A 23,209-nucleotide genomic window follows, 5' to 3' on the forward strand; every position below is an offset into this window, starting at 1 on the left:
CCTCCATGGAAGCAAACCTTTAGAAAACAACGTGATATAACAGCGTTGCATTTAGATGAGTTCAGCGTCAACCCCCTCTGAGCTAGGTTGCTTCCATGCCGATCGACGTCGACGAAGTCCAGCGCCGCAAGGCAATCGCCCACGCGACCCTCGCGGTCGCCGCCCGGGACGGTGCGCGCGCCGTCACCATCCGCGCCGTGGCCAAGGAGCTCGGCGGGTCCACGGCCATGGTCACCAACTACGTGCCCACCCGCACCGAGCTGATCACCAACGCCGTGCGCGCCGCGGAATCCCGCTGGCGCGCCGACCTGGAGGCCCACCTGGGCGAACTGGCCGGCCCGGACCGGCTGCGCGCCACGGTGGAATGGCACCTCAGCACGGAGCCGGAAGACCTGCTGCTCCGTTCGCTCTGGATCGAGATGCTCTCGTCGGCACACTCCGACCCGGGCGGCGTAGACCACCACGAGCCGCGCGAATCGCGCCAGGAGTTCCTGGAGGCGTCCATCGCCGCGGGAGTACCCGACGCCGGCCTCGCGGCCGACCTCCTCTCACTGCTGACCCGCGGCTACTACGTCTCATCAGTGGAAGAGCCGTCCCACTGGACACCGGAGCGCGCGAGCCGCGTCGCCAGGGCCGTCGTGGACGCTCTGATCGAGGCCTGAGCGAGGCTTGATCAAGGCCTGAGCGAGGCCTGACCGAGGCCGGAACCGCCGAGGGGGCACCTGAACCGCCGAGGGTGGTGCCTGAGCTGCCGAGGTCGGGCCTCGGTGTCCGCCATATCGGCCGACACTCAACGGAGTTGGGCAGCCCCGGGACTGCCCGAGCGAGTGGCCGGCGGACCCGTGGTCCCCGCCCGGGGTGCGCCGGCACATCTGACCGGATTGACCGGAAGACCTGGTGCGCCCCGCCCCGCCTGTGGTTCCCTGGGCCCATGACCGTACTCGTGACCCGTCGCCACGTCGACTACGCGCGCGTCACGACCACGGGTTGTCCCGTCACCGGCTGACGCGGCGCCGCGCGGCACAGCCCGCGCTTCCCCTCCCGCACCACGCACCTCGCACCGCTCGCTCCCGCGTACCCGTCGTACGCCGTCCCGTCCTGCCTGGACGCAACGGCCGCCGGGCGGGAGCCGTCGGGCGGGAGCCGTCCGGTGCCGGGGCCTTCGCTCCACGGTGAGCCCCGACGCGCTGCCGCCCACACCGGCTCCCCCGCGCCCGTACCCGTACCGGCCCGCAGGGTGCCGCGCCTCCCTTCCGCGTACCAACGGCCGCCTGCCACCGCTGCCACCGCACCGTTCCGCACCTCCGAGTCACCCGCACCTCCGAGGAGACCCATGAGCCAGCCCATCGACGCCGTCACCGCAGGGCACACCCCCGAGAGCGAGCCCGCCGGATCCGCGACGCCCGCCTGGTCCTTCGAGACCAAGCAGCTCCACGCCGGCTCCGCTCCCGATCCGGCCACCGGCGCCCGCGCGGTCCCGATCTACCAGACCACCTCGTTCGTCTTCCGCGACACCCAGCACGCCTCCGACCTCTTCTCCCTGGCCGAACCCGGGAACATCTACACCCGCATCCACAACCCCACCCAGGACGCCCTGGAGCAGCGCGTCGCCGCCCTCGAAGGCGGCGTCGCCGCCGTCGCCCTCGCCTCCGGGCAGGCCGCGGAGACCCTCGCGATCCTGAACCTGGCGTCGGCCGGCGACCACATCGTCTCCAGCGCCTCCCTCTACGGCGGTACGTACAACCTGTTCCGGCACACCCTGCCGAAGTTCGGCATCGAGGTGTCGTTCGTCGAGGACCCCGACGACCTCGACGCCTGGCGGGCCGCCGTACGGCCGCAGACCAAGGCCCTGTTCGCGGAGACCCTCGGCAACCCGCGCGGCAACGTCCTCGACGTCCGGGCCGTGGCCGACGTCGCGCACGCGGCGGGCCTGCCGCTCATCGTCGACAACACCGTGCCCACGCCGTACCTGCTGCGCCCCATCGAGCACGGAGCCGACGTCGTCGTCCACTCGGCCACCAAGTTCCTCGGCGGACACGGCACCACCCTCGGCGGGGTGGTCGTCGACGCGGGCACCTTCGACTTCGGCGCGCACCCCGAGCGCTTTCCCGGGTTCACCGAACCCGACCCCAGCTACCACGGCCTGCGCTACTGGTCCGCCCTGGGACCGGGCGCGTTCGCGGTCAAGCTGCGCGTGCAGCTGCTGCGCGATCTCGGTCCCGCCATCGCGCCGCACTCCGCGTTCCTGCTCCTGCAGGGCGTGGAGACGCTGAGCCTGCGCCTGGAGCGGCACTCGTCGAACGCCCAGGAGTTGGCCCAGTGGCTCGAACAGCGCGACGAGGTCTCGGCGGTGCACTACCCCGGCCTGCCGTCGAACCGCTGGTACGAGGCGGCGCGCCGCTACCTGCCGCGCGGCGCCGGGGCCGTGCTCTCGTTCGAGTTGCGGGGTGGCGTCGAGGCGGGCCGCCGTTTCGTGGACGGACTGGAGCTGTTCAGCCACCTCGCGAACATCGGCGACGTACGCAGCCTCGTCATCCACCCCGCCTCCACCACCCACAGCCAGCTCGACGAGGCGCAGCTGGCCGCCACCGGCACCACCCCGGGGCTGGTGCGCCTGTCCGTCGGCATCGAGAACCTCGCCGACCTGAAGGACGATCTGGAGGCCGGCTTCCGCGCCTCGAAGGAAGCGTCCTGAACCCCGCCACAGCGGCCCCGGACACCGCGGCCCTCCCTCCGGCCACCGGCGCGTGGCGGGAGGGGGACCCGCCGGGCCGCCGCAAGTGGCACCGGCGCACGCAACCGCTGGCGCTGGAGGCGGGCGGTGTGCTGCCGGAGGTGCGGCTGGCGTTCGAGACCTGGGGGCGGCTCGCACCCGACCGTTCGAACGCGGTCCTCGTCCTGCACGCGCTGACCGGCGACAGCCACGTCGCGGGCGCCGCCGGGCCCGGTCACCCGACCTCCGGCTGGTGGGACGCGCTGGTCGGCCCGGGCCGGGCGCTCGACACCGACCGGTGGTTCGTGGTGGCGCCGAACGTCCTGGGCGGCTGCCAGGGAAGCACGGGGCCCGCCTCCCCGGGCCCCGGCGGGCGCCCCTGGGGCGGTTCCTTCCCGCGCCTCACCCAACGCGACCAGGTCCGTGCCGAGGCCGGGCTCGCGGACGCACTCGGCGTCGACCGCTGGGCCCTGGTGATCGGGGGATCCATGGGCGGGATGCGGGCGTTGGAGTGGGCCGTCGGTGAACCCCGGCGCGTGGCGGCGCTGTTGCTGCTCGCCTGCCCCGCGGCGGCGAGCGCGGACCAGATCGCGTGGGCCACCACCCAGATCCACGCCATCCGCGCCGACCCCCATTGGCGGGGCGGCGATTACCACGATGCCGGGCCCGGGCGGGGGCCGCACGCGGGGCTGGGCATCGCCCGCCGCATCGCGCACATCACCTACCGGTCGGCCGGGGAACTGCAGACCCGCTTCGGCCACGAGGCCCAGGAGGGAGAGCAGCCCCGGCTCGGCGGCCGCTACCGCGTCGAGTCCTATCTCGACCACCAGGCCCGCAAACTCCCCCGGCGCTTCGACGCGGCCAGCTACGTCGCTCTGGCCGAGGCCATGAACACCCACGACATCGGGCGGGGCCGGGGCGGCCCGCGCGCGGCCCTCGGCCGGGTACGGGCCCGCACGGTGGTGGCCGGCGTGGACTCCGACCGCCTCTACCCCCTGGCACAGCAGGAGGAACTGGCGCACGGGATCCCGACCGCGGACGGAGTCCGGGTCATCAGCTCCCCGTACGGGCACGACGGGTTCCTGCTGGAGACGGACCAGGTCGGCGCACTGGTACGGGAGCTCCTCGACGGCGCCCCGGATCCGCGCGCCGGTGTCACGAACTACTGAGGTTTCCGGGTTGTCGTCGGGTGGTGACGGGTCATGATCCCTGCGGTATGACGGTGTGCGGTTCGTGGTGGGTGAGAAGACCGTGGTGATCGCGAAGGATCTGCGGGTGAGTGTCCGATCGGTGGAACCGGCGCCGTGCCTGGCGCGAGGGCGGAATGGAGGCCCTTCGCTCGAGTGGGCCGGCGAACTGCCCGACCGCTGTCGGTGGCGACGGCAGAAATCCGTGGACGGACCCGCGGAAGATCACGTACCGTGTGGCTCCACGCCCTGAGATGAACGGAAGGAGGCGAGTGCCGTGTGGTTCACACCTTTCCAGCGCTCCCTCTTCCAGCATCCCGGCGTGGTTTCTCAGTTCTGACCGGGGGCGCTCCAAGCAGCCTGTATCCCGGAGGAATCCATGACCGATCTGGTCATCCGTACGCTCTCCGCGAGCGACGCACATCTCTTTGACGCACTTCCCGACCCCCTGGGCGCCCGTGAGGGTCATCGGCGTACTCGGTTCCGCCCCCACTGGAAGCGCGTCGCCCTGCGCGATGGCGAAGTCGTTGCACGCGGCGCTTGGTGGGGCGGCCCCGACGACTCGGAGCCCGTCAACATCAACTGGTTCGACGTGGCCGAGGGGGAGGAGGAGGCCGGAGCCGAACTCCTGCGCTCCGCTCCCTGGCAGGTCGAACTCGAGATCAACCTGCCCAGCGGCTGGCGGGACGACCCCGAACTGCGGGCCGGCGCCGAGACGCGCTTCGCCGCCGCACGAGCCGCTGGGTACGAACTCCTGGTGGAACGCTTCCTGTACCGCTGGACCCCGGAGCAAGGTCTGCCCGAGCGGCCCGGACGCCTGCGCTTCAGCGCCGAACCCGACGACGCCGTGTTCTTCGACGCGTTTCGCCGCATCCATTCCGTCACCCTGGACGCCCACGCGCTCAGGGCCATCGAGGAGGGCGGTCTCGACCAGGCCGCCCAGGAGGAACTCGACTTCCTCCACTGGTGCCCCTCCCCACGGGAGTGGTGGCAGATCGCGCACACGCCCGAGGGCGACCTGGCCGGCATCCACATACCGGCCCACAACCCCTCCGGCCCGACCATCGGCTTCATCGGAGTCCTGCCGGAGCAGCGCGGTCACGGCTACGCCTACGACCTCCTCGCGGAGTGCACCCACCTCCTCGTCGAGCACGGCGCGGAGGTCGTCACCGGATCGACCGACCAGGGCAACTTCCCCATGGCCGCCAACTTCACCAAGGCCGGCTTCCCCGTCATCAAGGAACGCATCAACTTCCACGCAGCGGGCCGGGAGGCCTAGCGAGGAGTAGCACCCGGTGCGAGCGGTCCGGTCCGAGGGCAGGTCCGGACCGCTTGCCGTCATACCGAAGGGACCATGAACCGTCACTGCCCGACGCCGAACAGAAAACCTCAGTAACGGGCCGGTCCGCACCTCGCACCCCCCGGAGACCGCGCTCAACTCCGGCAGACGCGTTCCACCAGGTCCTGCCAGGCCTGGGCCATGCGCTCGACGTGATCGGTGGGCTCTTCCTCCGTGGAAGCCGTCAGGTAGAGCAGGAAGGGGCCTTCGAGGGCGGCGGTGAGCTGTACGGCCAGCATGTCGAGGTCCGCGCCGTGGAGTTCCGCCTGCCCGAGCAGCATGCGGATGTGGACCCGGGAGATCGTGCCCTCGCCGGCCGGTACCGGCCGGGATCCGTCCAGGGCGGCGCGGGCGACGGCGTAGTGCCTCAGCTGGAAGTCGATCCGGGTCCGGCCGTAAGCGACCAGCCGCTCCACGGGGCCCGCTCCCGGTCCCAGCGGCGGCGGACCGGACAGCACCTGTTCCTGGAGGGCGCGTTCGTCGTCGTCCAGCAAGGCCTGGAAGATCCCCGCCCGGCTGCCGAACCTCCGGAAGACCGTTCCCTTGCCCAGGCCGGAACGCTCGGCCAGGCCGTCCATCGTCAGCTTCTCCACGCCGTGTTCGGCGATCAGCTCCCGGGCGGTGGACAGCAGCAGAAGGCGGTTGCGCACGGCGTCGGCGCGCTCGGCGCGGGGCGCTCCCACGGGCAGGACGAATCGATTCACAGCATCCACGCTACAACGGGAACGGTAAACGGGGTAAAGTCCGTTTATGCTGGCGTGCGGATGCACCGCCACGATGCCGCCGGGATGAACATCCCGCTGACCTGCGGAGATACAGTCATGAGCTTGCTGCGCCTGGATTTCAGCCTCTTCCCCGACGCCTCGGCCAGTGCCGAGATCGCCGACCTGGTGGAGGCCGAGTGGACCGCCGCCCACCCCGGTGAGCCCGTCGTACGCCGACGCCCGGGTACCGACCCGCTTCCCGCCGACGCCTGGGCCCTGGCCACCGTCGCCGCCTCCACCCCCGAACCCGACCGCACCGCGGCCCAGCGCGAAGCCCTCGCCCTGGCCGCCGGCCTGGCCGGGGAGTTGACCGACGCCGACGCGGTCGTACTGGCCGTACCGCTCTACAACTACGGGGTTTCCCAGCACTTCAAGACCTGGGTCGACCTGGTCATCACCGGAGCCGGCGGCCCCAACCCGATCCTGGAAGGAAAGCCCGCCGTACTGGTCACCGTACGCGGCGGCGGCTACGGCCCCGGCGCCCCGCGGCACGGCTGGGACCACTCCACCGCCTACCTCACCCGCATCCTGGCCGACGTCTTCCAGGCCGACCTGACCGTCATCGAACGCGAGCTCACCCTCGCCGCCACCACCCCGGGCATGGAATCCCTCCGCGACCAGGCCTCCCAACTCCACAAGGAAGCCCTGCAGGCGGCCCGCAAAACCACCCTCACCCCGACCGCCGGCTAACCACCCCACCCCGCCGGGACGCCGCGAACCCCTGCCCAGCGGATCGGATTCCGCTGGGCAGGGGTTCGCGTTGGGAGGGCTCAGCCCCCTGAACACAAAGGTGAAGCGCCCTAAAGCCAGCCGTTCAGGCGGGCCGTCGGCACAAGGTTCCCCACGGTGAGTAGCCTCCTTCGGCGATCAGTCGCACGGGCCGCACAGATACTCGCGCGGCAAGGTGGAGCGGGGATTGGCCACCCCCGGCACGGGGGCCCACCGGCCGCGGCGGGTCCGGTGCGACGGCGGACCGTACGGCGACTGCCAGGCGGGCCGGTCACTTCGGCCCGAGACACCCGGGTCGAGGAGCTTGTGGTGCGCGTTGACTCGGAAGGTGCCGCGTTCCCAGAAGCGCCCGGAGGGGCACCTGTGGCAACGGCGGAGAACGATCGGCAGGCAGGTGGGAACGACCACCCAGGTTCTGGACATGGAGATACACCGGTTCCAGTGAGAAGACCGCAGCGAAAAGGAGCACGGCGCACAGGTGCGACGCGCGACGGTTCAGCGCTCGGGGTGACTCACTTGGTGTACAACGGCACGTCCTTGCCGGGGGCGACTGCGGGCGAGAACACGCTAACGGCCCACGGGAGTACGGCTCCACCGATTTTCGGGCGCGTGTGGCAGGGCCGCCCGCGGGTGGCAGGCGAGCTGCCGGCCCGAGGTGTCGGCTCCCAAAGCGGGCAGACGCGGCGGCGGGCGGGGCGCATGCCCGGATGCCGGCGCGGGCCGGCAGCAGGGAAGCGGGGGCCAGGAGCTCACGCGCCTGCGAACGCAGGAACCCGGCCAGCAAACGAGGCTGGCCGGGCTTCCTACAGGAGCGTCGCTACCGCGGCGCCCCCCATGAAGAGGAAAGGCTTAGGCGGGGGTGATGTTCTCCGCCTGGGGGCCCTTCTGGCCCTGGGTGACGTCGAAGTTCACCTTCTGGCCTTCCTGGAGCTCACGGAAGCCCTGGGCGGCGATGTTCGAGTAGTGGGCGAAGACGTCCGGGCCGCCACCCTCCTGCTCGATGAAGCCGAAGCCCTTTTCCGAGTTGAACCACTTCACAGTTCCGGTAGCCATGTGTCCTCCAAGGGACTAGAAACCGATCCCGCACCATGCGGGAGCCGGAGGTGATCGCCCTGGTCCTCAGAGACTGTGAACAGCAAAATCGCCCGTGAATCCTGCACTCACGGGCGACCGGTACTTCGGAACCATGACAGCTGGCTTTGACGGTACACGCAGAGTGCTCCTCGCACTACAAGAATGTCGGCCAAGAGGAGGACACGGCACGAATCCGCCCCTGGATGGCACCGCCGGCTCCGACGGCCGGAGCGGACTCGCCACCCGGCCTCCGACCCGTCCACGCGCCGAGGTGGACCCCTGCCTTCGTGCCGGAGCGCAGGCGACGAGCAGCGGATGCCGGTTGGTACCGCGGGTGGCGATCACTCGCGGGTGCCTGGCGAATGACCTCATCCACCTCTTGGGTGATCCTCTGATCCACTCAGCTCCCCATGGCCGGATTCCGTACCAGACACCAGTCGCCCTCACAGGTCACGCCTTGGTTCACTGATGCAGGCGCCACCCCGGAACTGCTTGCGGCTCTCGCAGCCTGAGGCGGCGCGGCGGAGAAAGCCCCTGCACGCCGATCGCGGTGTTCGATGTGCAGGGGCTCCGTCAGAGGCGGACCGTTTCGGAGAGGTTGATGGAGCCCCGGCCGCGCGATGGCGGGGGGATGCCACCACGCGGCTCGGGCCCGCTGGGAACTCCGCGCCGCTCACCGCCGCGGACTCCCGTGCCCCTTCGTATGGCCGGTCTCCGGGAGCCCAAACGGTCGGAGTGCAGAAAATCCCGACCCGGCCTGGCGCCCTGTTCAGCAGTAGCGCACCCATGCGTGGGCGTGGGCGTGGACGTAGCGGGCATCGACCCAGCCGGACTTGTCGGCGAGGTGGTACCACGGCGGCCAGTCCGCGTCCGACGAGCAGGACGAGCGCGGAGGGGCTGGGCACGAGGCCGCCTGTTCCCCCGAAAGGGAGGGCTTCCCGGCAGGCGGCCGAACGGGGCTCCGCGCACCCGCCGCCCCCGGAACAGCGGCCGTGCCACCGCTCCGGCCGTCGGGCCGCGCGGACGGTCAGGCGGGGAGGGCGAGCAGGAGCAGAGGACTCGTGGTGGGCTGCGGGGAGCCGCCGGCGGGCTCCAGGGTCAGACCGACGGCGCGAGCACTGCCACGGTCGCCTTGCATGACGGTGGACCCGTCGCCGGGGAGGAGGCCGGCGGGGCGCATGGTGCCGTGGTCGTCGAACCACAGCTGATAGCTCTTGCCGGCCGGCGGGGTCGGCAGGCCCGCGCTGACGAAGACGGCCTTGTCGCGCAGTGCGGAGGTGATCACGGTGGTGGCGGCTCCGTTGGTGGTGCGTCCGTGCACGGTCCGGGCGTCGGGGGCAGCCACGACGGCGGCCAGCTCCTGGGCCTGCCGGCCGGCCTGCTGAGCCTGGGCGCGGGCCTGCTCGGTCTGCTGGTGCTGCCAGGCGGCGAGTCCGCCGAAGGCCGCGGCGAGGGCGATGCTCGCGGCGACGACGAAGGGACCGGCCCTGCGCGTCAGAACGGTGGTGAGGCGGGCAGGGGGCTGAGTGCGCGGGGGCAACTGGCGGACGGTCTCGATGCGGTGCGCGACCGCCTGCCTCATCGGCGCGGGCGCGGGCAGGGCGGCCGCCGCGGCCAGGCGTGCGGCCGTCGCCCGGAACTCGGCGACCTCCTGCGTGCAGGCCGGGCAGTGCCCGAGGTGCGCGGCGAAGGCTTCGAGCTCCTCACCGGTGAGTGCGTCCAGTACGTACGCGCCGGTGAGGGTGTGCAGGTCTTCGTCGTGTTTCATGTGGTCACCCCCATGCAGTCGCGCAGCCGGATCAGTCCGTCGCGCATTCGGGTCTTGATGGTCGGAAGCGGGGAGCGCAGTGCGTCCGCGACCTCGCGGTAGGTCAGCCCCTGGTAGTAGGCCAGGGTCACGGCTTGTCGCTGGAGTTCGGTCAGGCCGCGCAGGCAGCGGCGTACCTGTTCACTGTCCAGGCGGGTTTCGACCTGCTCGGCGACTTCGTCGAAGGGCGTGGGCTGGTCGCGTACGGCGTTGGCGTACTCGCGGTTGGCGGAGGCCTGGGCGGAACGGACGCGGTCCACCGCCCTGCGATGGGCGATCATCGCCACCCAGGTCCTGACGGTTCCCTGCTCCGGGTGGTAGCGGGCGGCCTGGCGCCACAGGTCGATCATCACTTCCTGAGCCACCTCCTCCGACTGCGCACGGTCCCGCACGACCTTGACGGCGATCCCGAAGACCATGGCGGCGACCGCGTCGTACAGGACGGTGAAGGCGTCCTTGTCGCCGTGGCCCACCCGCTCCATCACCTCCTCCAGCCGCGACCCGCCCGCGTCCGCGCCTTCGAACCGCAGCGGCTGCGTCACCGGCATCCCCTCCCGTGTCGCCCGGAGCCGGGCTGTGACCCGACGGCTCGGCAGCCGCGCCCGCACATGTGCCTCGATGCCATCAACCGCTCTTTCGCCGTCGCCGAGAGAAAGACCGGCCCGTGGTCGGGGGCCGGTCATGGTTGCTCTGTCCTGCATCTTCTTCGTAGCGGACCTTTGTACGGATTGCTCCGGTGCGACAACGCCGTACCGCCGGCGCCATCCGATCGAGTGAAACCGGCTTCGACCGCCCAGCCGCCGCAACCACGGTCCGGAAGGTCGCAGGAGTGGTCAAGCCGGACAGGAGTCCTTTCGCGGCGCCCGGCCCACGAGGCCTCCCGTTCCCCGTTCCGGCAGCGGAAACCCGCTGATCCCGACGCGCGACCAATCCGCCGGACGGAGCACAGCGAATGCCGGGTGTGAGGAGCCCACGGGTGACGTCCGCGGACCTTTTCCGCCCCCAGGCTTCTGATTTTTCTTGAAACGCCAGAAACACACGAGGAGATCCTCATGTCCAGCACGCTTCGTTTCCGCCGTACCGCACTCGCTGCCGCCGCCGCGGCAGTCCTGCCCTTCGCTCTGGCCGCCTGCTCCGACTCGGGCAGCGATTCCGCTGCCGGATCCTCGGCGGACAAGAGCGGCAGCACTTCGGCTGCTTCGCAGGCGGCGACGCCGGATGCCTCCACGGCCATGGACACACCGTTCGGCCCGGCCTGTTCCGGCGTTCCCACCGAGGGCGCGGGCTCCTTCGACGGCATGGCCAAGGACCCGGTCGCCACCGCCGCGTCCAACAACCCGGCGCTGTCCACCCTGGTCGCCGCCGTCAAGCAGGCCGGCCTGGTCGACACGCTCAACAACGCCAAGGACATCACGGTGTTCGCGCCGACCAACGACGCCTTCGCCAAGATCCCGAAGGCTGACCTCGACAAGGTCCTCGCCGACAAGGCCACCTTGACCAAGATCCTCACGTACCACGTCGTCGGCCAGCCGCTCGCTCCCCGGCAGTTGGAGAACGGCTCCTTCGACACGCTGGAGAAGAGCAAGCTCACCACCAGTGGCTCGGGCGAGTCCTACAAGGTCAACGGCACCTCCAACGTGGTCTGCGGCAACGTCAAGACGGCCAACGCCAACGTCTACATCGTCGACACCGTCCTGATGCCGAAGTAGCCCCACCACTGGACCGCGGCCCGTTCCGGACGCCCGCCCTGCGTCCCCGAGGCACCCCGGCCGGACGAACCACCTTCGGCATCCGCACTCCCGCGAGGACTCGGCGGGGCCGCCCCCCAGCGGTCTCGCCGAGTCCTCGTTTCGGGCTACCGCTCCTGGCTGAGGGGCAGGGCGATGTCGGTGACCTGCTGCCTGCCCGGGAAGGCGCCCCGGCCGGCGGCCTTGCCGGTGAGCAGGTTGATCTCGTACAGGCCGTAGGAGCTACCCGTGCCGAGGGCGGCGAAGCCCTTGTTCGTGCCGGTCCTGGCGTTGTAGTAGATGTCGAAGCCGGCCTCCGGGCCGGCGTTCGCGCCGAGGTTCCCGGTGGGGGCGAGGGCGCCGCTATTGGCCGGGGACTGCAGGGAGATCCGGTCGGCCATGGTGTCGATGTCGAACAGGGTCGTCGCGGTCGCGGCGTTCAGGTCGTTGTTGGTGTAGGCGGCGCCCGTCACGCCCAGGGCGGTGGAGGGCGGGGTTGTGGGGGTGGTCAGCGTCCCATCGGTGGTGGTGCCCAGGGGTGCGGTGACGTCGTCGATGTTGTGGCGCAGGTTCTGGCCGGTGTCGGAGATGACGCGCAGCCGGTTGGCGGCGGGGTTGAAGTCGACACCGAAGTACGTGCCGGAGAGGGCGACGGTGAGCTGGGAGACCTTCGTTGCCCCGGCGTTGGTGGTGCTGAGCGTGTAAACGCCGCCACGGTCGCCGACTCCGTAGAGCTTCTCGTTCTGTACGCGGAAGTCGATGCCGACGATCTTGGTGTCGCCCTGGAGGCCGGATACCCGGCCCACGGCCGACGTCCTGGACGGCCTGTCGACGTCGAATTCGACGAGCCGCTGGTCGGAGGTGAGTCCGATCGCACTCAGTCCCCCGCGTTCCATGGCCGGCAGGGTCCGCGGCGGCGTATCGGTGGCGGAGGCCGCCGCGAGCGCGGGAGCGGAGCAGACCGCCGCGAGGACGGCGGAGAGGGCGATGACGGTCCTGCGAGTAAGCATGTTCACCTTTCGCGTGGCTGATGGACCTGCCCGAGGTGACGGCGGGTCCGGGCATGGTTCGCAGCCGGCAGCCATGCGGACGTCCTCGTATCGGGAATCCACCCCAACGGCGCAGTGCGGCCGGCCCACGGCAGCCGCCGTCTGCGCCGGCCCCGCGCCCCTTCCCCCGGTCAAGCCCCGCTGCGGGGCAGCAGCGGCAGGCCTCTCGCCGCGCGCTCTCGCTCCGGTCGTGCCCGGGCGGGTCAGTGGGAAGGGGCTCCGAATTCCGCGTGCTGGGTGTGGAAGGCGTACTCCGCGTCGTCGCCTGAAGGCGGGGCGGAGAAGGAGATCCTGCGCACCTCGGCCCGCGCCTGGTCCATGAGCTCTTCGAACTCTTCGTCGGTCATCGTGCTCGCCTCATAAAATCCATCCCCCCTACAGATGATTCGCGGCGAAGCTGCGAGCGGACTGGTGGGTGTGCCGTGGATCGGGGGGCCCTTTCGGAGGAACCCGAAACGGCCCCCCCGATCACCGTCCGTCGTGATGCGGGTAGGACGGATTACCAACTGGGCATGTTAGTAAGCGAATTGTTGGCGAACTCGACATCGGTGGGCGGATCTCGTAGGTACGCTCCCCGGGCGGTTCGGGGAGAGGGCGCCAAGGGGGAGTGTCGGGTGGACGGGGAGACAAGAGTCGTGGAAGAGCCGCGCCTGGCCGTCGGGCGTCCGGTGTCCTCCCGGTGGCCCAGACGCAGGCTGCTGGCGGTCCTGCTGCCCGCGCTGGCGGTCGTGCTGGTCGGCGGAGCGGTGCTGGCCCGGTCGGGGAACGCGGCCCTGCCGACCGAGCGCATCGTCACCCTGGAGGGCCGGATGGCTTCCAAGCGGGACTTCTTCGAGGACCCGGAAGTCCAGCGAATTCTGATGAGGCACCACATACGGCTGCACATCACGAGCTCCGGATCGCGGGAGGTCGCGGTCCGCGACCTGTCCGCGTACGACTTCGTCTTCCCCTCCGGCCAGCCGGCGGGCGACTTGATCACGAACCGGCGCGCGGCGGAGAACAAGTACGCCAAGGTGCACCGGCCCTTCGTCAGCCCCATCGTGCTCGCCACCTACCGCGAGTACGCGGAGACCCTGCGCGACGCGGGGATCGCCATCCCGCAACCGGGCGCCTCCGCCGCGGCCGGCCCGGACCAACCGCTCTACTACGAGCTCGACATGACCAAGTTCCTCGCCGGAATCGACAAGGGGCAGCGCTGGAACGACCTGGGCATCCAGGCGCACGGGATAGCCAACGCCAACCGGATCGTGGTCCAGTCCCCGGACGTCTGCCAATCCAACTCGGCGGGAACCTACCTGGCGTTGGTCTCCTACACCTGGCGCGGAAACGGCAGCGAGGTCCCCACCACCGACCAGGAGGCAGACGACCGCGCCCGGTCCATCAAGCACCTGATGGAGCAGGGATTGCCGGCCGCCGACGTGTTCCGTACGTACATCTCCCCGGAAGGCAAGGGGATCGCCCCGCTCGTGGTGGCGTACGAGCACCAATACCTCACCTATCAGGCCCAGGTGCAGGCCGAGTCGAAGCGGCTGGACACACAGCGGGTGCTGCTCTACCCCTCCACCCAGTTCGTCACCCAGCCGGAGTTCATCGCGCTGAACCGGGACGGCGACCGGCTCGGCGAACTCCTCACCCACGACCCGGGGTTGCGTCGCCGGGCGATGGAACTGGGCTTCAGGATCCTCGACCCGGCGGGCAAGGTGGCGGGCGACCAGCTCACGCACTTCCTGGAGGAGCGCCGCATCCCCGTGCCCTCGGTGGGCGGCAACGACACCCGGTCCCCCCTCCCCCGCATCCGTTACCTGGAGCGGATGATCTCCCTGATCGGCGAATGTCCGGACATCGACGTGGCGGGCGGGTCCCCCGAGTGAGGGGCCGCCGCCGGACGGCCCGGCTGCTCGCGCCGTGCCTGACCTTCCTCTGGCTCTTCGTCGCGACGGCCTGCTCCACCGGCGGGGACGAGCCGGTCACCTTACGGGTGCTGGCCAGTTCGGAACTCGAAGACATGCGACCCCTGTTGGACGAGCTCCGCCGTGACACGGGCATCACGCTGGAGATGGACTACCGGGGTACGGACGACGCGACCCGGGCGCTCGGCGCCGGCCACTACGAGCACGACCTCGCCTGGCTCTCCTCCGACCGCCCCCTCCAGCTGAAGCTGAAGGCCGCCGGCGTCCGTACCGAGAGCCCGATCAGCACCAGCATCATGCGGTCCCCGGTGGTGATCGGGCTCAAGCCGGCCGCCGCGGGCCGGCTGCGCGGGCGTACTCCCGACGGCCAGATCTCCTGGGCCGACGTGGCCGACGCCGCCGCCGACGGCTCCCTGTCCTTCGGCATGGCCGACCCCGGGCACACCGACAGCGGCCTGGCCGCGCTGGTCGGTGTCGCGACCGCCGCCGCGGGAACCGGCGCCGCCCTGCGGCCCGAGGACGTCTCCTGCGAGCGGCTGAACGGATTCTTCACCGGACACCTGCTCACGGAGGACTCCTCGGCCGCCCTGGCCGACGGATTCGTCAAGCGGCAAGGCGAGTTGGACGCGCTGGTCACCTACGAGTCGGAGCTTCTGGCACTCAACGCCGGCGGGCGGCTGCGCGAGCCGCTGGAGATCGTCCACCCGAAGGACGGCATGGTGCTCGCCGACTACCCCCTCCTGCTGCTCGATCCGGCGAAGCGGGCGGCGTACGACCGGCTCGTGGACTGGCTGAAGAGCGGACGGGTGCAGAAGAAGATCATGGAACGGACCCTGCGCCGGCCCGTCGACCCGGCCATGACCCGGATCGCGTCCCTGCGTCCGGCCATCGGCAACGCCCTCTACTTCCCCGACCGGCAGGAGGTGCTCGACCGGTTGCTGTCCGACTACGGCGACGCCAAGAACGCACCCCCTGCCCGGGTGTTCTTCGTCCTCGACTTCTCCACGTCGATGAAGGGCGAGCGCATCGCCGGACTACGCGCCACCTTCGCCGGGCTCGGCGGCGAGGACGGCTCCCCTTCGGGCAAGTTCCTCCGGTTCCACCGGGGCGAGTCGTTCACGCTGATCCGCTTCGCCGGCCGGGTGCTGGACGAACGGACGATCACCTACCGCACGCAGGCGGATCTGGACCTGCTACGGGCGGCGGTGGCCTCCGACGACTTCGGCGAGGCCACGGCGGTCTGGTCCGCCCTCGACCGCGCCTACGGACAAGTGGGCCAACTCGTAAGGGCGTTCCCCGGGCAGGGGGCCTCGGTCGTCCTCATGACGGACGGCGAGAACAACGCCGGGATCGGGCTCGACGCCTTCCTCGAGCGGTACCGCGCACTGCCCCCCGCCGCGCAGGCCGTCCACACCTACACCGTTCGCTACGGTGACGCCGACCCTCAGGAACTCGACCGGGCGGCGCGAGCCACCGGCGGACGCATGGTCGACGCCACCGCCCAGTCACTACTGAGCGCCTTCAAGGAGACCCGTGGCTGTACTGAGTGAGGACTGGTGGGCGGTCTGGTGGCCTTGGATGCTCCTGTGGCTGCTGACGGCGGGCGGCGCGTTGACCCTCCTGGTGCTCGCCGTGTCCTGGTTCACCCGCGGCGGCCGCTCCGCCGGGCAGAGCCTCACGTACAGCATCTGCTTCTACCTGCACGACAAGTCGGTCATGGACCACTACCAGATGCGCGGGTACGCGGCGGCGCTGCGCCGGCAGGTCGAGCAGCGGACCAGCGACAGCAAGGACGGGACGATCCGGACGAGGGTCTTCGGGGTCGGAGCGGACGCGGGCCGGCGGGAGAACCGAGAGATCGTCAGCAGGTACCTGGAGGTCGCCGAGCCCATATCGGTGATCGGCCTGGTCATGGACGTGCTGGAGGAGAAGGACGTGATCGTCCACGTCGATCTCGTCAACCAGACGGTCCTGCGCAACAAGGCACTGGCCAAGGCGCTCGCCGCGGCTCCCGGGGGCGCGGCTCCCGAGGCCCGGACCGGGCGTCCCGGACCGGCGCACCGGGACGTACGACTGCGTGACATCGAGGACTTCGTCCTCATCCGGGGCCGGTTCCGCAAGATCGGCGACACCCCGGAGGGCTCGGTCTTCCTCGCCCCCTACGGGGACCCCGAGGACCCCGCACGCGGACCGCGGGTCCGCGTCACCTGTGCCGCGGAGGGGCTGCGCAACGAGGTGCCGAAGGGCACCTTCTCCGCGCGCTGCCTGGGCAAGGTCCAGGACTGGAACGCCGAGGAGGGGGTTCTCGAAGTCCAGGCCATGGCGATCTTCCGCTGACCGGGGCCGTCATCCCGTCCGGAGGGGCCCTGCGGCAGCCAAGGCGCCGGGGCAGACGGGGCAGACGGGCTGAGCGGTGTCACCCCGTTCGTCGTGGCATCGTGATGCCATGACCATCGCAGTTCACCCCGCCTCCGTCTTCGAGGATGTCCGTACCCTGATCGGCCCGAAGTCGCCCGAGGCCAACGTCTGCTGGTGCCTGAGCTACCGGATCCCGTCCAAGCTCAACAACGAGCTCCGCGGACCGGCCCGCGGTGAACACGTCGCCGAGCTGTGCCGGGTCGGGACGCCCCTGGGAGTGCTGGCCTATGACGGCGACGAGCCGGTCGGCTGGGCCGCCGTGGCACCCCGCTCGGACACCTCCTTCGCGCGCAGCCGGAAGATCCCGTACGTCGACGACCTGCCGGTCTGGTCCCTGTGGTGCATCCGCGTACGCCCCGGTCATCGCAAGAAGGGCATCTCGCATGCCCTCATCGCCGGCGCCGTCGAGTTCGCCCGCTCCCAGGGCGCACCGGCGATCGAGGCGTACCCCCTCGACAACGGGGACGCCAAGGTCGACCTCACGATGGCGTACGCCGGAATCCGGAAGAACTTCGAACGCGCCGGATTCACCCACGCCGCCGACACCACCTCGGTACTGGCCGGTCATCCCAGGGTCCTGATGCGGCTCGACCTGCGCTGACGGGTGACGGCGGGAGACGACGGGAGACGACGGGAGAATGCAGGTGGCGCCGGCCGCCTGGTCGCGGCGGCGGCGCGCGATCCCCGACAGGGCCTCCAGGACGACGCGGTTGGCCAGGGCCGCACGGCGGTCGAGGTCCTCGGGGTGGTGGGCGGTGTGGCGCTGTCTTCGCCGCGGCCGGTGCCTTGCCGGGCCATGGCCTGTTGGCGCCGGGTCTGAGCCTGCCGGCCTAACGGGGCTCTGGAGTGCCGGTCTTCAGGGGGTGTCGCCCTCCCAGAGAAACGGACCCCCGGGATCGGCTTCGGAGGGCTTGTAGAGAGAGCGGCCGCCGGGTCCGAAGAGGCCTCGATCGGTGATCAGGAGCGCTCCTACTGCGCGTTCCTGCGGGGACAGGTCGGTGATGTCGTAGAGCTGGCCGTCGAGGGGGCCGCCGAGCAGGTTCACGTACACGCGTCCGGGCGACGGGCCGGCCCACTGGCCGTCGTCGCCGCAGTACACTCTCGCGTCCATTGTGGTCACCTCACTCGCCTGCCCTCCTCAGGGCCGTGCAAGCAGGTGAACTGGCTCACTCACCCCAGGCGAGCGCCGCTTCGATGCTGTCGGCGACGTGGAACAGGGCGCGGGCTTGCGTGAGTTCGAGTACTCGTTCCAGGGATGTGGGCAGAGGGCCGATGAGGACCAGGCGGCTGTTGCGCCGGAGGCGGAACATTTCGTTGAGCATGGAGGAGTCGGCGAAGGTGACGCGGCTGACGTCCAGGATGATGCGTCGGATGTTCGGATCGGTGATGGCTGCGGTGCCGGCCTCTTGAACGGCCTGCAGGGTCCGCTGGTCGAATTCACCGGCGCAGACGATGACGCGTGCCCCGTCGTTGCGGTCCGGGAGGGCCAGGACCTGCTGCGCTCCTGGTGATTTCTCATGGGCGTCGGGCCTGGGGCCGCTGCTGGCGAGGAGTCCGGCCTGGTTCAGTTCGTGGACGATGATCCAGGCGAGGTCGTCGGGGTTCGGGGCGTCGGGGGGAACCGCGGCGAGGTAGGCAGCAATTCTGGTTGCGACTAGTTTTGCTGTTCCTGCATCACTCATGCGTGCCTGTCTGCTGCTCTTCGGCTGTCCCGAACGCCCTGCGGAGTTGGGGCTGGTGATGGTGTGACGTCGCGTCCGTGCTCTTCAGACGCTGGGTGGTGGTGATGGTCTTCCCACCGCCTGGGAGGGGGGTGATGTCGACGCGTTCGGTGAGGAGCTGGATGAGGGGCCATCCGTAGCCGCCGGGGCGGCCATGGGCCGTGGGGTGGGACCAGGGGTGGTCAGGGCTGGCGTCGCTGGCGGCCAGGTGGAGGACGTCCCCGGTGATGACTGCGTGAAAGTGGGTGATGCCGCCGCCGTGGCGGATGGCATTGGTCACCAGTTCCGAGGTGACCAGGAGCGCGTCTGCGGCAGGAACGCTGTCGGGGCTGATGCCCGCGCGCGCGAGGAGCTCGGCGACCCGGTGGCGGGCGGAAGCCGCCGTGGCAACAGCCGACCGGGCACCGTTCCTGGTGTGCTCCGGACGGGGGGTGTTGTCGGCTGTCGCAGGCGCGTTCATGCCTTCATCGCCTGCCCTTGATGGTGGAGGTCATGCGCCGCACTGATCCGGTCCGGCTGCCGGTGCCGGCAGCCGGTGCCGGCAGCCAGCATGTCATTGCGTCCTCCACGCTGTCCGCCCATCGGCATACGGGCCGAGACCGGTGAGCTGGAAGAAACGGCGGACCCCGCGTTGCAGCGGGCCTGCCAGGACGAGCGTAGTTCCTCGGCGGTACGGGCGCGGGCGAGGTCAGGGGGAACTGTGTCGAGGGTGCGGGACGGCGCGGCGGGGGGCGCGGTTGCCATGGCGATGGATATGGAGGATGGTTGCCGGAAGGCAATTAATCTTCTTCCAGACTATGAGGTGAGGGGTTCGCACAGCGGGCCTCAACGATTTGGTGATTCCCACCCAGGAAGCGGCCCCTTCGGTGCGCGCGCCGTGGAGTGAGGCCCCCTACCCCGTGCTTGTGGCAGATGACCAGGGAACCCTGCTGCTGGTCAACGAGGTTGCCGGTCTGCTTTTCCCTCAGGCCCGCGCGGGGACGCCGATCGCGGACACTGTGCCCGCGTGGCTGTCCGAAGCCCACACCCGCCGTCTTGCCCCAACACGTACCCGGCCTTCGGCCGCTGAAGCCGGCGCCCTGGTGCAGGGCCCGGTCGGCGACCGTTCGTATGAAGCGCATCCGACGTGCCCCGGTGACGGGACGGTGGTGTGGTGGCTCGTCGACGACACCGACCACCGCCTGGCCCGCGAGGCCCTGCGGATGGAGCGCAAGCGCACCGCCTTCCTGGGGGAGGCCTCGAATGTGCTGCTGTCCTCGCTGAATCTGGAGCGGTGCATGGACGTCACCGCCCAGATGGCCGCGGAGCACCTGGCCGACGCAACCGTGGTCATCGCACCCTCACGCGGCCGTGAACTGCCCATCGTGTCCTGCGTGCGCGGCGGGATGCCGGTGGCGTCGAGGGTTGCCGCGCACCCCGAGGCCGTACCGGGGCTGGCGGAAGCGCTGCAGGGGTTCCCGCCCGTCCCGTCGCGCTGGATCGATCCTGCCACCGCCCCGGCATGGCTGGTCCCCGAGGAGTTCGGCACGGTGGGTTCGGTAGTGATCACACCGCTGCCCGGCCACGGCGTCCCCGCGGGAGCGCTGGTCCTGCTGCGCCGCTCGGGCGGCAGCGGATTCACCGAGGGCGAGGAGGTGTTCGCCCGCCTCTTCGCCGCCCGGGCGGGCGCCGCCATGTCGGCCGCGCGCCTGTATGCGGAGCAGGCGTCGATCAGCGAGACGCTGATGCGCGAACTGCTCCCGCCGTCCCTGCATCAGGTGGCGGGGGTCGAGTACGCGGGCGGCTACCGGCCCTCCCTGGACCATGAGCGGATCGGTGGCGACTTCTACGACGTCCACCCCGCCGCCGTGGCGGGTGACGCGTCGCTGGTCGTCCTCGGCGACGTATGCGGCAAGGGTCTGGAAGCCGCCGTGATGACGGGAAAGATCCGGAACACCCTGCACGCCCTGCTGCCCATGGCCGATGACCACCCGCGGATGCTGAACCTGCTGAACACCGCGCTGCTGAGCACGCACAACGCGCGCTTCGCGACCCTGGTCCTGGCCTCCGCGGTCCGCGAGGGCGGCTCCGTCAAGCTGCGGCTGACCAGCGCCGGCCATCCCCCTCCGCTGATCCTGCGCGCCGACGGAACCGTCGAGGAAACCGCGACCTACGGCACGCTGGTCGGAGCGCTGCCGGCCGTGACCGCCGAGACGGCGGAAGTGACGCTCGCCCCGGGCGAGACGTGCGTGCTCTACACCGACGGGATCACCGAGGCTCGAGGCGGACCGCTCGGCGGGGCCATGTTCGGAGACGCGCGGCTCCAGCGAGTGCTTGCGGAGTGCGCGGGGATGCCCGCTGAAGCGGTGGTGGAGCGCGTGCAGATGCTCGCTTCCGAATGGGTCGGCACCGGCCGTCACGACGACATGGCCGTCGTTGCGATCTCCGCGCCCCGAACCAACCACCTCAGTGCCGTAGACGGGCACACGAGGGGCAGGTTCACAGCGTGATAGGAAACGCGACAAGCACGGAACCTCTGGCCGCACGGCTTTGGGACGCGGCCCTGGCCGGCGACGAGCAGGCCGCGGTCACCGCGGTCCGCCAGGCCCTGGAGGACGGAGCCAAACCTCAGGATGTCTTCTTGAACGTGATCGCCCGGGTGCAGGGCCGCGTCGGGGAGCAATGGGCCGCCAATCGGATCAACGTCGCGCAGGAGCACGCCGCGACCGCGATCAACGAGCGGGCCGTAGCCGTCGTCGCCGAGCATCCTGCCGCCCGTACGAAGCCGTCGCGCGGGCGGGTCGTGGTGGCGTGCGTGGACGGGGAGTGGCACGGGCTGCCGGCCCGGCTCGTAGCCGAGGTCCTCAAGCTGCGGGGCTGGCAGGTGGACTACCTGGGCGCCCACGTCCCGACCCCTCATCTCGTCGCGCACATCCACCGCACCGGGCCGGACGTCGTCGCCCTGTCCAGTTCGATCCCCACCCGGCTGCCCACCGCGCACGCCACGATCACCGCGTGTCAGGCGGCCGGGGCCCCGGTTCTCGTGGGGGGAGCCGCGTTCGGCCCGGACGGCGAGTACGCCCGCCTGCTCGGCGCGGACGCTTGGACGCCGGACGCCCGCTCGGCCGCCGACCTTCTCGAGCGCGGGCCGCTGCCGCGTCCGCGGCCCGACCACCAGCCCATCGATGACCTGCCGCACCTGGCCGACCAGGAGTACACCCTCGTCACCCGCAGCCGCCCCCAGCTCGTACGGACGGTCCTGACCGCCCTGGAGAACAGATTTCCGGCGATGCGCGGCTACGACGAGGCGCAGCGGGAACGCACGGCAGAGGACTTGGCTCACATCGTCGATTTCCTCGGTGCCGCCCTCTACACCGGCGACGCCGAGCTCTTCTCCCGCTTCCTGCTGTGGACCGCGGGCATCCTCGAAGCCCGCGGCGTCCCCGCGCAGAGCCTGCCGCCGGCGCTGGACGTACTCGCAGGTGAGCTGAAGGACTTCCCCCGCGCCACCGGCATGCTGCGCCTCGCCATCACGCGCCTGACCAGTACCCCTCTGACCGTTGGCGGAGCCGCCGAATGATCCCCGTACCCGGGCCGCTGCGCCTCACCCGCACCGATACGGCCGGCGCCGTGCGCATCGAGCTGCACGGCGACTTCGACTACCAGGATGCCGACCGCCTCCTGGATGCCGTCACCGAAGTCCTGGCCTGCCCGGGCGGGCTGCGTGATCTGCACCTGGACTGCACAGACATGGCCGGCGTCGACTCCAGCGGGCTGTCGGTCCTGCTGATGATCCGCCGGCGCACGGACGCCGCGGGCGTACGCTTGCACCTGGAGGGGCGGCCGCCGGCGCTGGAGCGGATACTGCAGGTCACCGGCACCCTCAACTACCTCACCAGCGCACACACCGGCAACGCGTCGGCGGCCCCGCCGGCCGAGAGAGCGTCCACCGCCACGCAGGAAGCCATAAAGTCCCGCTCCAGCGGGCAGGACCCCAGCACTTGACCGGCACCGGCGGGCGGGCCGCTCGCACGGAGGGAATGCACATGTCCGTACCGGCCTTCGGGCCCAGCAGTATCGACCCGGACACCGCGCGCTCGGTCAGCGACATCGCCGAACTCCTCGACGTCGTCTACGAGAACGCCCGCCAAGCCGCTACGGCTTCATCGGTCTCCACAACGCAGCTGCGCCTGATGTTCCTCCTCGACCGCCAGCCCGGGATCCGCATGAGCGCCCTGGCCCAGCTCCTCGGCGCCGCAGCCCCCTCCGTAACCCGGCTCTGCGACCGGCTGGAGGCCACCGGATTCCTACGCCGCCACCCCGGCCCCGGCGACGGCCGCGAGCTCACCCCCCGGCTCACCCCAGCCGGTGAGCACCACCTCGCCCAGATACGAGAAAAGCGCCAGCAGACACTCGCCCAGGCCCTCGACACCATGAGCGCCGATACCCGGCAGGCACTCGCCACAGGACTCGCAGCACTCCAGCTGGGCATCACCACGACCGCCGGATCCCCCCAGCAGGACGGCCCCGCCGCCTGAGACCGTGAACGCCATCCTCGCCCGGTAGCTCCGCCGGCGAAGCCGCCCGGGCGGCGAACCGAGCCGTTCGACGTGCGCCCCGCGGCAACAGGTCAGCCGGATGACCGGTGCGCTCCCCGGCCGCACCGGCCCGGGAACGCTCGGCCGACGACCGAACTACCGAGCCAACCGCGCTGCCTGCCCACCAGTTCCTGAAGCCTCGTGATGCAATGAGGCCTGTCCGATGCCGCCTCCGGGCGGATCCTCGCGCATCC

General features: G+C 70.7%; 23 protein-coding genes and 2 pseudogenes. 15 read left to right on the top strand and 10 right to left on the bottom strand.

Translation table 11 applies throughout. From position 1 onward, the window contains the following. Positions 1-95: 95 nt before the first annotated feature. From OHA37_RS03920 to OHA37_RS03935, 5 genes and pseudogenes are all read left to right on the top strand, one after another. The gene (locus OHA37_RS03920) at positions 96-662 is read left to right on the top strand and encodes a TetR/AcrR family transcriptional regulator (protein ID WP_266902475.1); all 567 of its coding nucleotides are present in this window, start codon (positions 96-98) and stop codon (positions 660-662) included. A 671-nt stretch (positions 663-1,333) separates the two neighbouring features. Then, positions 1,334-2,695 (top strand): bifunctional o-acetylhomoserine/o-acetylserine sulfhydrylase, encoded by a 1,362-nt coding sequence (locus OHA37_RS03925; RefSeq protein ID WP_266902477.1) that lies wholly within the window; start codon positions 1,334-1,336, stop codon positions 2,693-2,695. Further along, positions 2,692-3,882: a homoserine O-acetyltransferase MetX gene (metX, locus tag OHA37_RS03930; protein ID WP_266912495.1), complete on the top strand. Its 1,191-nt coding sequence runs from the start codon at positions 2,692-2,694 to the stop codon at positions 3,880-3,882. Before OHA37_RS03925 ends, metX begins: the two co-directional genes overlap by 4 nt. 52 nt (positions 3,883-3,934) lie before the next feature. Next, positions 3,935-4,079 (top strand): annotated as a pseudogene (locus tag OHA37_RS40740) (IS630 family transposase); the annotation flags it as partial. Positions 4,080-4,279: 200 nt separating this feature from the next. Next, positions 4,280-5,179, top strand: a complete 900-nt coding sequence (locus OHA37_RS03935; protein ID WP_266902479.1) for a GNAT family N-acetyltransferase — start codon at positions 4,280-4,282, stop codon at positions 5,177-5,179. 155 nt (positions 5,180-5,334) lie between these two features. Here the strand turns inward: OHA37_RS03935 and OHA37_RS03940 are convergent, their stop codons facing one another. Beyond that, entirely contained in the window at positions 5,335-5,943 is a 609-nt protein-coding gene (locus OHA37_RS03940) for a TetR/AcrR family transcriptional regulator (protein ID WP_266902481.1), read from the bottom strand. Between the two features lie 117 nt (positions 5,944-6,060). Between OHA37_RS03940 and OHA37_RS03945 the strand changes: the two genes are divergently transcribed. After that, positions 6,061-6,693 (top strand): FMN-dependent NADH-azoreductase, encoded by a 633-nt coding sequence (locus OHA37_RS03945; RefSeq protein ID WP_266902483.1) that lies wholly within the window; start codon positions 6,061-6,063, stop codon positions 6,691-6,693. Positions 6,694-7,026: 333 nt separating this feature from the next. Here OHA37_RS03945 and OHA37_RS40745 read toward each other — a convergent pair. From OHA37_RS40745 to sigK, 4 genes and pseudogenes are all read right to left on the bottom strand, one after another. Further along, positions 7,027-7,155 (bottom strand): annotated as a pseudogene (locus OHA37_RS40745) (DUF1062 domain-containing protein); the annotation flags it as partial. Between the two features lie 426 nt (positions 7,156-7,581). Further along, entirely contained in the window at positions 7,582-7,785 is a 204-nt protein-coding gene (locus OHA37_RS03950; protein ID WP_114041062.1) for a cold-shock protein, read from the bottom strand. A 1,048-nt stretch (positions 7,786-8,833) separates the two neighbouring features. Then, on the bottom strand, positions 8,834-9,574 hold the full coding sequence (locus OHA37_RS03955) for an anti-sigma factor (protein ID WP_266902489.1): 741 nt from the start codon (positions 9,572-9,574) through the stop codon (positions 8,834-8,836). Then, positions 9,571-10,161, bottom strand: a complete 591-nt coding sequence (gene sigK, locus OHA37_RS03960) for an ECF RNA polymerase sigma factor SigK (RefSeq protein WP_443046105.1) — start codon at positions 10,159-10,161, stop codon at positions 9,571-9,573. The genes OHA37_RS03955 and sigK overlap by 4 nt, the downstream gene beginning before the upstream one ends. A gap of 504 nt (positions 10,162-10,665) precedes the next feature. Here sigK and OHA37_RS03965 point away from each other — a divergent pair. Beyond that, complete coding sequence (locus tag OHA37_RS03965; RefSeq protein ID WP_266902491.1) at positions 10,666-11,322, top strand: fasciclin domain-containing protein; 657 nt, start codon at positions 10,666-10,668, stop codon at positions 11,320-11,322. A 146-nt stretch (positions 11,323-11,468) separates the two neighbouring features. On the opposite strand, the gene OHA37_RS03970 is transcribed toward OHA37_RS03965, so the two are convergent. Then, positions 11,469-12,350: a DUF4394 domain-containing protein gene (locus tag OHA37_RS03970; protein WP_266902493.1), complete on the bottom strand. Its 882-nt coding sequence runs from the start codon at positions 12,348-12,350 to the stop codon at positions 11,469-11,471. Positions 12,351-12,592: 242 nt separating this feature from the next. Continuing rightward, positions 12,593-12,736 (bottom strand): hypothetical protein, encoded by a 144-nt coding sequence (locus OHA37_RS03975; protein ID WP_266902495.1) that lies wholly within the window; start codon positions 12,734-12,736, stop codon positions 12,593-12,595. A gap of 288 nt (positions 12,737-13,024) precedes the next feature. On the opposite strand from OHA37_RS03975, the gene OHA37_RS03980 reads away from it, so the two are divergent. The 4 genes from OHA37_RS03980 to OHA37_RS03995 all read left to right on the top strand — a co-directional run bounded on the left by OHA37_RS03980 (position 13,025) and on the right by OHA37_RS03995 (position 17,318). Next, the gene (locus tag OHA37_RS03980; RefSeq protein WP_266902497.1) at positions 13,025-14,260 is read left to right on the top strand and encodes a hypothetical protein; all 1,236 of its coding nucleotides are present in this window, start codon (positions 13,025-13,027) and stop codon (positions 14,258-14,260) included. Continuing rightward, positions 14,257-15,849, top strand: coding sequence for a vWA domain-containing protein (locus OHA37_RS03985; RefSeq protein ID WP_266902499.1), 1,593 nt, complete (start codon positions 14,257-14,259; stop codon positions 15,847-15,849). Before OHA37_RS03980 ends, OHA37_RS03985 begins: the two co-directional genes overlap by 4 nt. Next, positions 15,833-16,636 (top strand): hypothetical protein, encoded by an 804-nt coding sequence (locus OHA37_RS03990; protein ID WP_266902501.1) that lies wholly within the window; start codon positions 15,833-15,835, stop codon positions 16,634-16,636. The genes OHA37_RS03985 and OHA37_RS03990 overlap by 17 nt, the downstream gene beginning before the upstream one ends. 109 nt (positions 16,637-16,745) lie before the next feature. Next, a complete protein-coding gene (locus OHA37_RS03995; protein WP_266902503.1) occupies positions 16,746-17,318 on the top strand; it encodes a GNAT family N-acetyltransferase in 573 nt (190 codons plus the stop codon). A gap of 255 nt (positions 17,319-17,573) precedes the next feature. On the opposite strand, the gene OHA37_RS04000 is transcribed toward OHA37_RS03995, so the two are convergent. Genes OHA37_RS04000 through OHA37_RS04010 form a run of 3 tightly spaced genes read right to left on the bottom strand, consistent with a single transcriptional unit; the run spans position 17,574 to position 18,898 of the window. Beyond that, positions 17,574-17,828: a hypothetical protein gene (locus OHA37_RS04000; protein WP_266902505.1), complete on the bottom strand. Its 255-nt coding sequence runs from the start codon at positions 17,826-17,828 to the stop codon at positions 17,574-17,576. Positions 17,829-17,883: 55 nt separating this feature from the next. Then, entirely contained in the window at positions 17,884-18,399 is a 516-nt protein-coding gene (locus OHA37_RS04005) for an STAS domain-containing protein (protein WP_266902507.1), read from the bottom strand. Continuing rightward, a complete protein-coding gene (locus OHA37_RS04010; RefSeq protein ID WP_266902509.1) occupies positions 18,392-18,898 on the bottom strand; it encodes an ATP-binding protein in 507 nt (168 codons plus the stop codon). Before OHA37_RS04010 ends, OHA37_RS04005 begins: the two co-directional genes overlap by 8 nt. Positions 18,899-19,343: 445 nt before the next feature. Here OHA37_RS04010 and OHA37_RS04015 point away from each other — a divergent pair, with 445 nt between their 5' ends. From OHA37_RS04015 to OHA37_RS04030, 4 genes are read left to right on the top strand one after another with little or no spacing between them, the layout of a single operon-like run. Continuing rightward, positions 19,344-20,927, top strand: coding sequence for a PP2C family protein-serine/threonine phosphatase (locus OHA37_RS04015; protein WP_443046106.1), 1,584 nt, complete (start codon positions 19,344-19,346; stop codon positions 20,925-20,927). Then, positions 20,924-21,997: a cobalamin B12-binding domain-containing protein gene (locus tag OHA37_RS04020; RefSeq protein WP_266902513.1), complete on the top strand. Its 1,074-nt coding sequence runs from the start codon at positions 20,924-20,926 to the stop codon at positions 21,995-21,997. Before OHA37_RS04015 ends, OHA37_RS04020 begins: the two co-directional genes overlap by 4 nt. Further along, positions 21,994-22,422 carry an STAS domain-containing protein gene (locus OHA37_RS04025; protein WP_266902515.1) on the top strand — a complete coding sequence of 143 codons (429 nt, stop codon included), beginning with the start codon at positions 21,994-21,996 and terminating at the stop codon, positions 22,420-22,422. Before OHA37_RS04020 ends, OHA37_RS04025 begins: the two co-directional genes overlap by 4 nt. 41 nt (positions 22,423-22,463) lie before the next feature. After that, a complete protein-coding gene (locus OHA37_RS04030) occupies positions 22,464-22,955 on the top strand; it encodes a MarR family winged helix-turn-helix transcriptional regulator (RefSeq protein ID WP_266902517.1) in 492 nt (163 codons plus the stop codon). Positions 22,956-23,209 lie beyond the last annotated feature (254 nt).

The sequence above is a fragment of the Streptomyces sp. NBC_00335 genome (assembly GCF_036127095.1).
Lineage (GTDB): Bacteria > Actinomycetota > Actinomycetes > Streptomycetales > Streptomycetaceae > Streptomyces.

Bases quoted from the DNA above. Each gene is read 5' to 3' on its own strand.
- OHA37_RS03920 (WP_266902475.1), top strand. From the start codon at position 96: ATGCCGATCGACGTCGACGAAGTCCAGCGCCGCAAGGCAATCGCCCAC.
- OHA37_RS03925 (WP_266902477.1), top strand. From the start codon at position 1,334: ATGAGCCAGCCCATCGACGCCGTCACCGCAGGGCACACCCCCGAGAGC.
- OHA37_RS03935 (WP_266902479.1), top strand. From the start codon at position 4,280: ATGACCGATCTGGTCATCCGTACGCTCTCCGCGAGCGACGCACATCTC.
- OHA37_RS03945 (WP_266902483.1), top strand. From the start codon at position 6,061: ATGAGCTTGCTGCGCCTGGATTTCAGCCTCTTCCCCGACGCCTCGGCC.
- OHA37_RS03950 (WP_114041062.1), bottom strand. From the start codon at position 7,785: ATGGCTACCGGAACTGTGAAGTGGTTCAACTCGGAAAAGGGCTTCGGC.
- OHA37_RS03955 (WP_266902489.1), bottom strand. From the start codon at position 9,574: ATGAAACACGACGAAGACCTGCACACCCTCACCGGCGCGTACGTACTG.
- sigK (WP_443046105.1), bottom strand. From the start codon at position 10,161: ATGCCGGTGACGCAGCCGCTGCGGTTCGAAGGCGCGGACGCGGGCGGG.
- OHA37_RS03965 (WP_266902491.1), top strand. From the start codon at position 10,666: ATGTCCAGCACGCTTCGTTTCCGCCGTACCGCACTCGCTGCCGCCGCC.
- OHA37_RS03970 (WP_266902493.1), bottom strand. From the start codon at position 12,350: ATGCTTACTCGCAGGACCGTCATCGCCCTCTCCGCCGTCCTCGCGGCG.
- OHA37_RS03975 (WP_266902495.1), bottom strand. From the start codon at position 12,736: ATGACCGACGAAGAGTTCGAAGAGCTCATGGACCAGGCGCGGGCCGAG.
- OHA37_RS03995 (WP_266902503.1), top strand. From the start codon at position 16,746: ATGACCATCGCAGTTCACCCCGCCTCCGTCTTCGAGGATGTCCGTACC.
- OHA37_RS04000 (WP_266902505.1), bottom strand. From the start codon at position 17,828: ATGGACGCGAGAGTGTACTGCGGCGACGACGGCCAGTGGGCCGGCCCG.
- OHA37_RS04005 (WP_266902507.1), bottom strand. From the start codon at position 18,399: ATGAGTGATGCAGGAACAGCAAAACTAGTCGCAACCAGAATTGCTGCC.
- OHA37_RS04010 (WP_266902509.1), bottom strand. From the start codon at position 18,898: ATGAACGCGCCTGCGACAGCCGACAACACCCCCCGTCCGGAGCACACC.
- OHA37_RS04025 (WP_266902515.1), top strand. From the start codon at position 21,994: ATGATCCCCGTACCCGGGCCGCTGCGCCTCACCCGCACCGATACGGCC.
- OHA37_RS04030 (WP_266902517.1), top strand. From the start codon at position 22,464: ATGTCCGTACCGGCCTTCGGGCCCAGCAGTATCGACCCGGACACCGCG.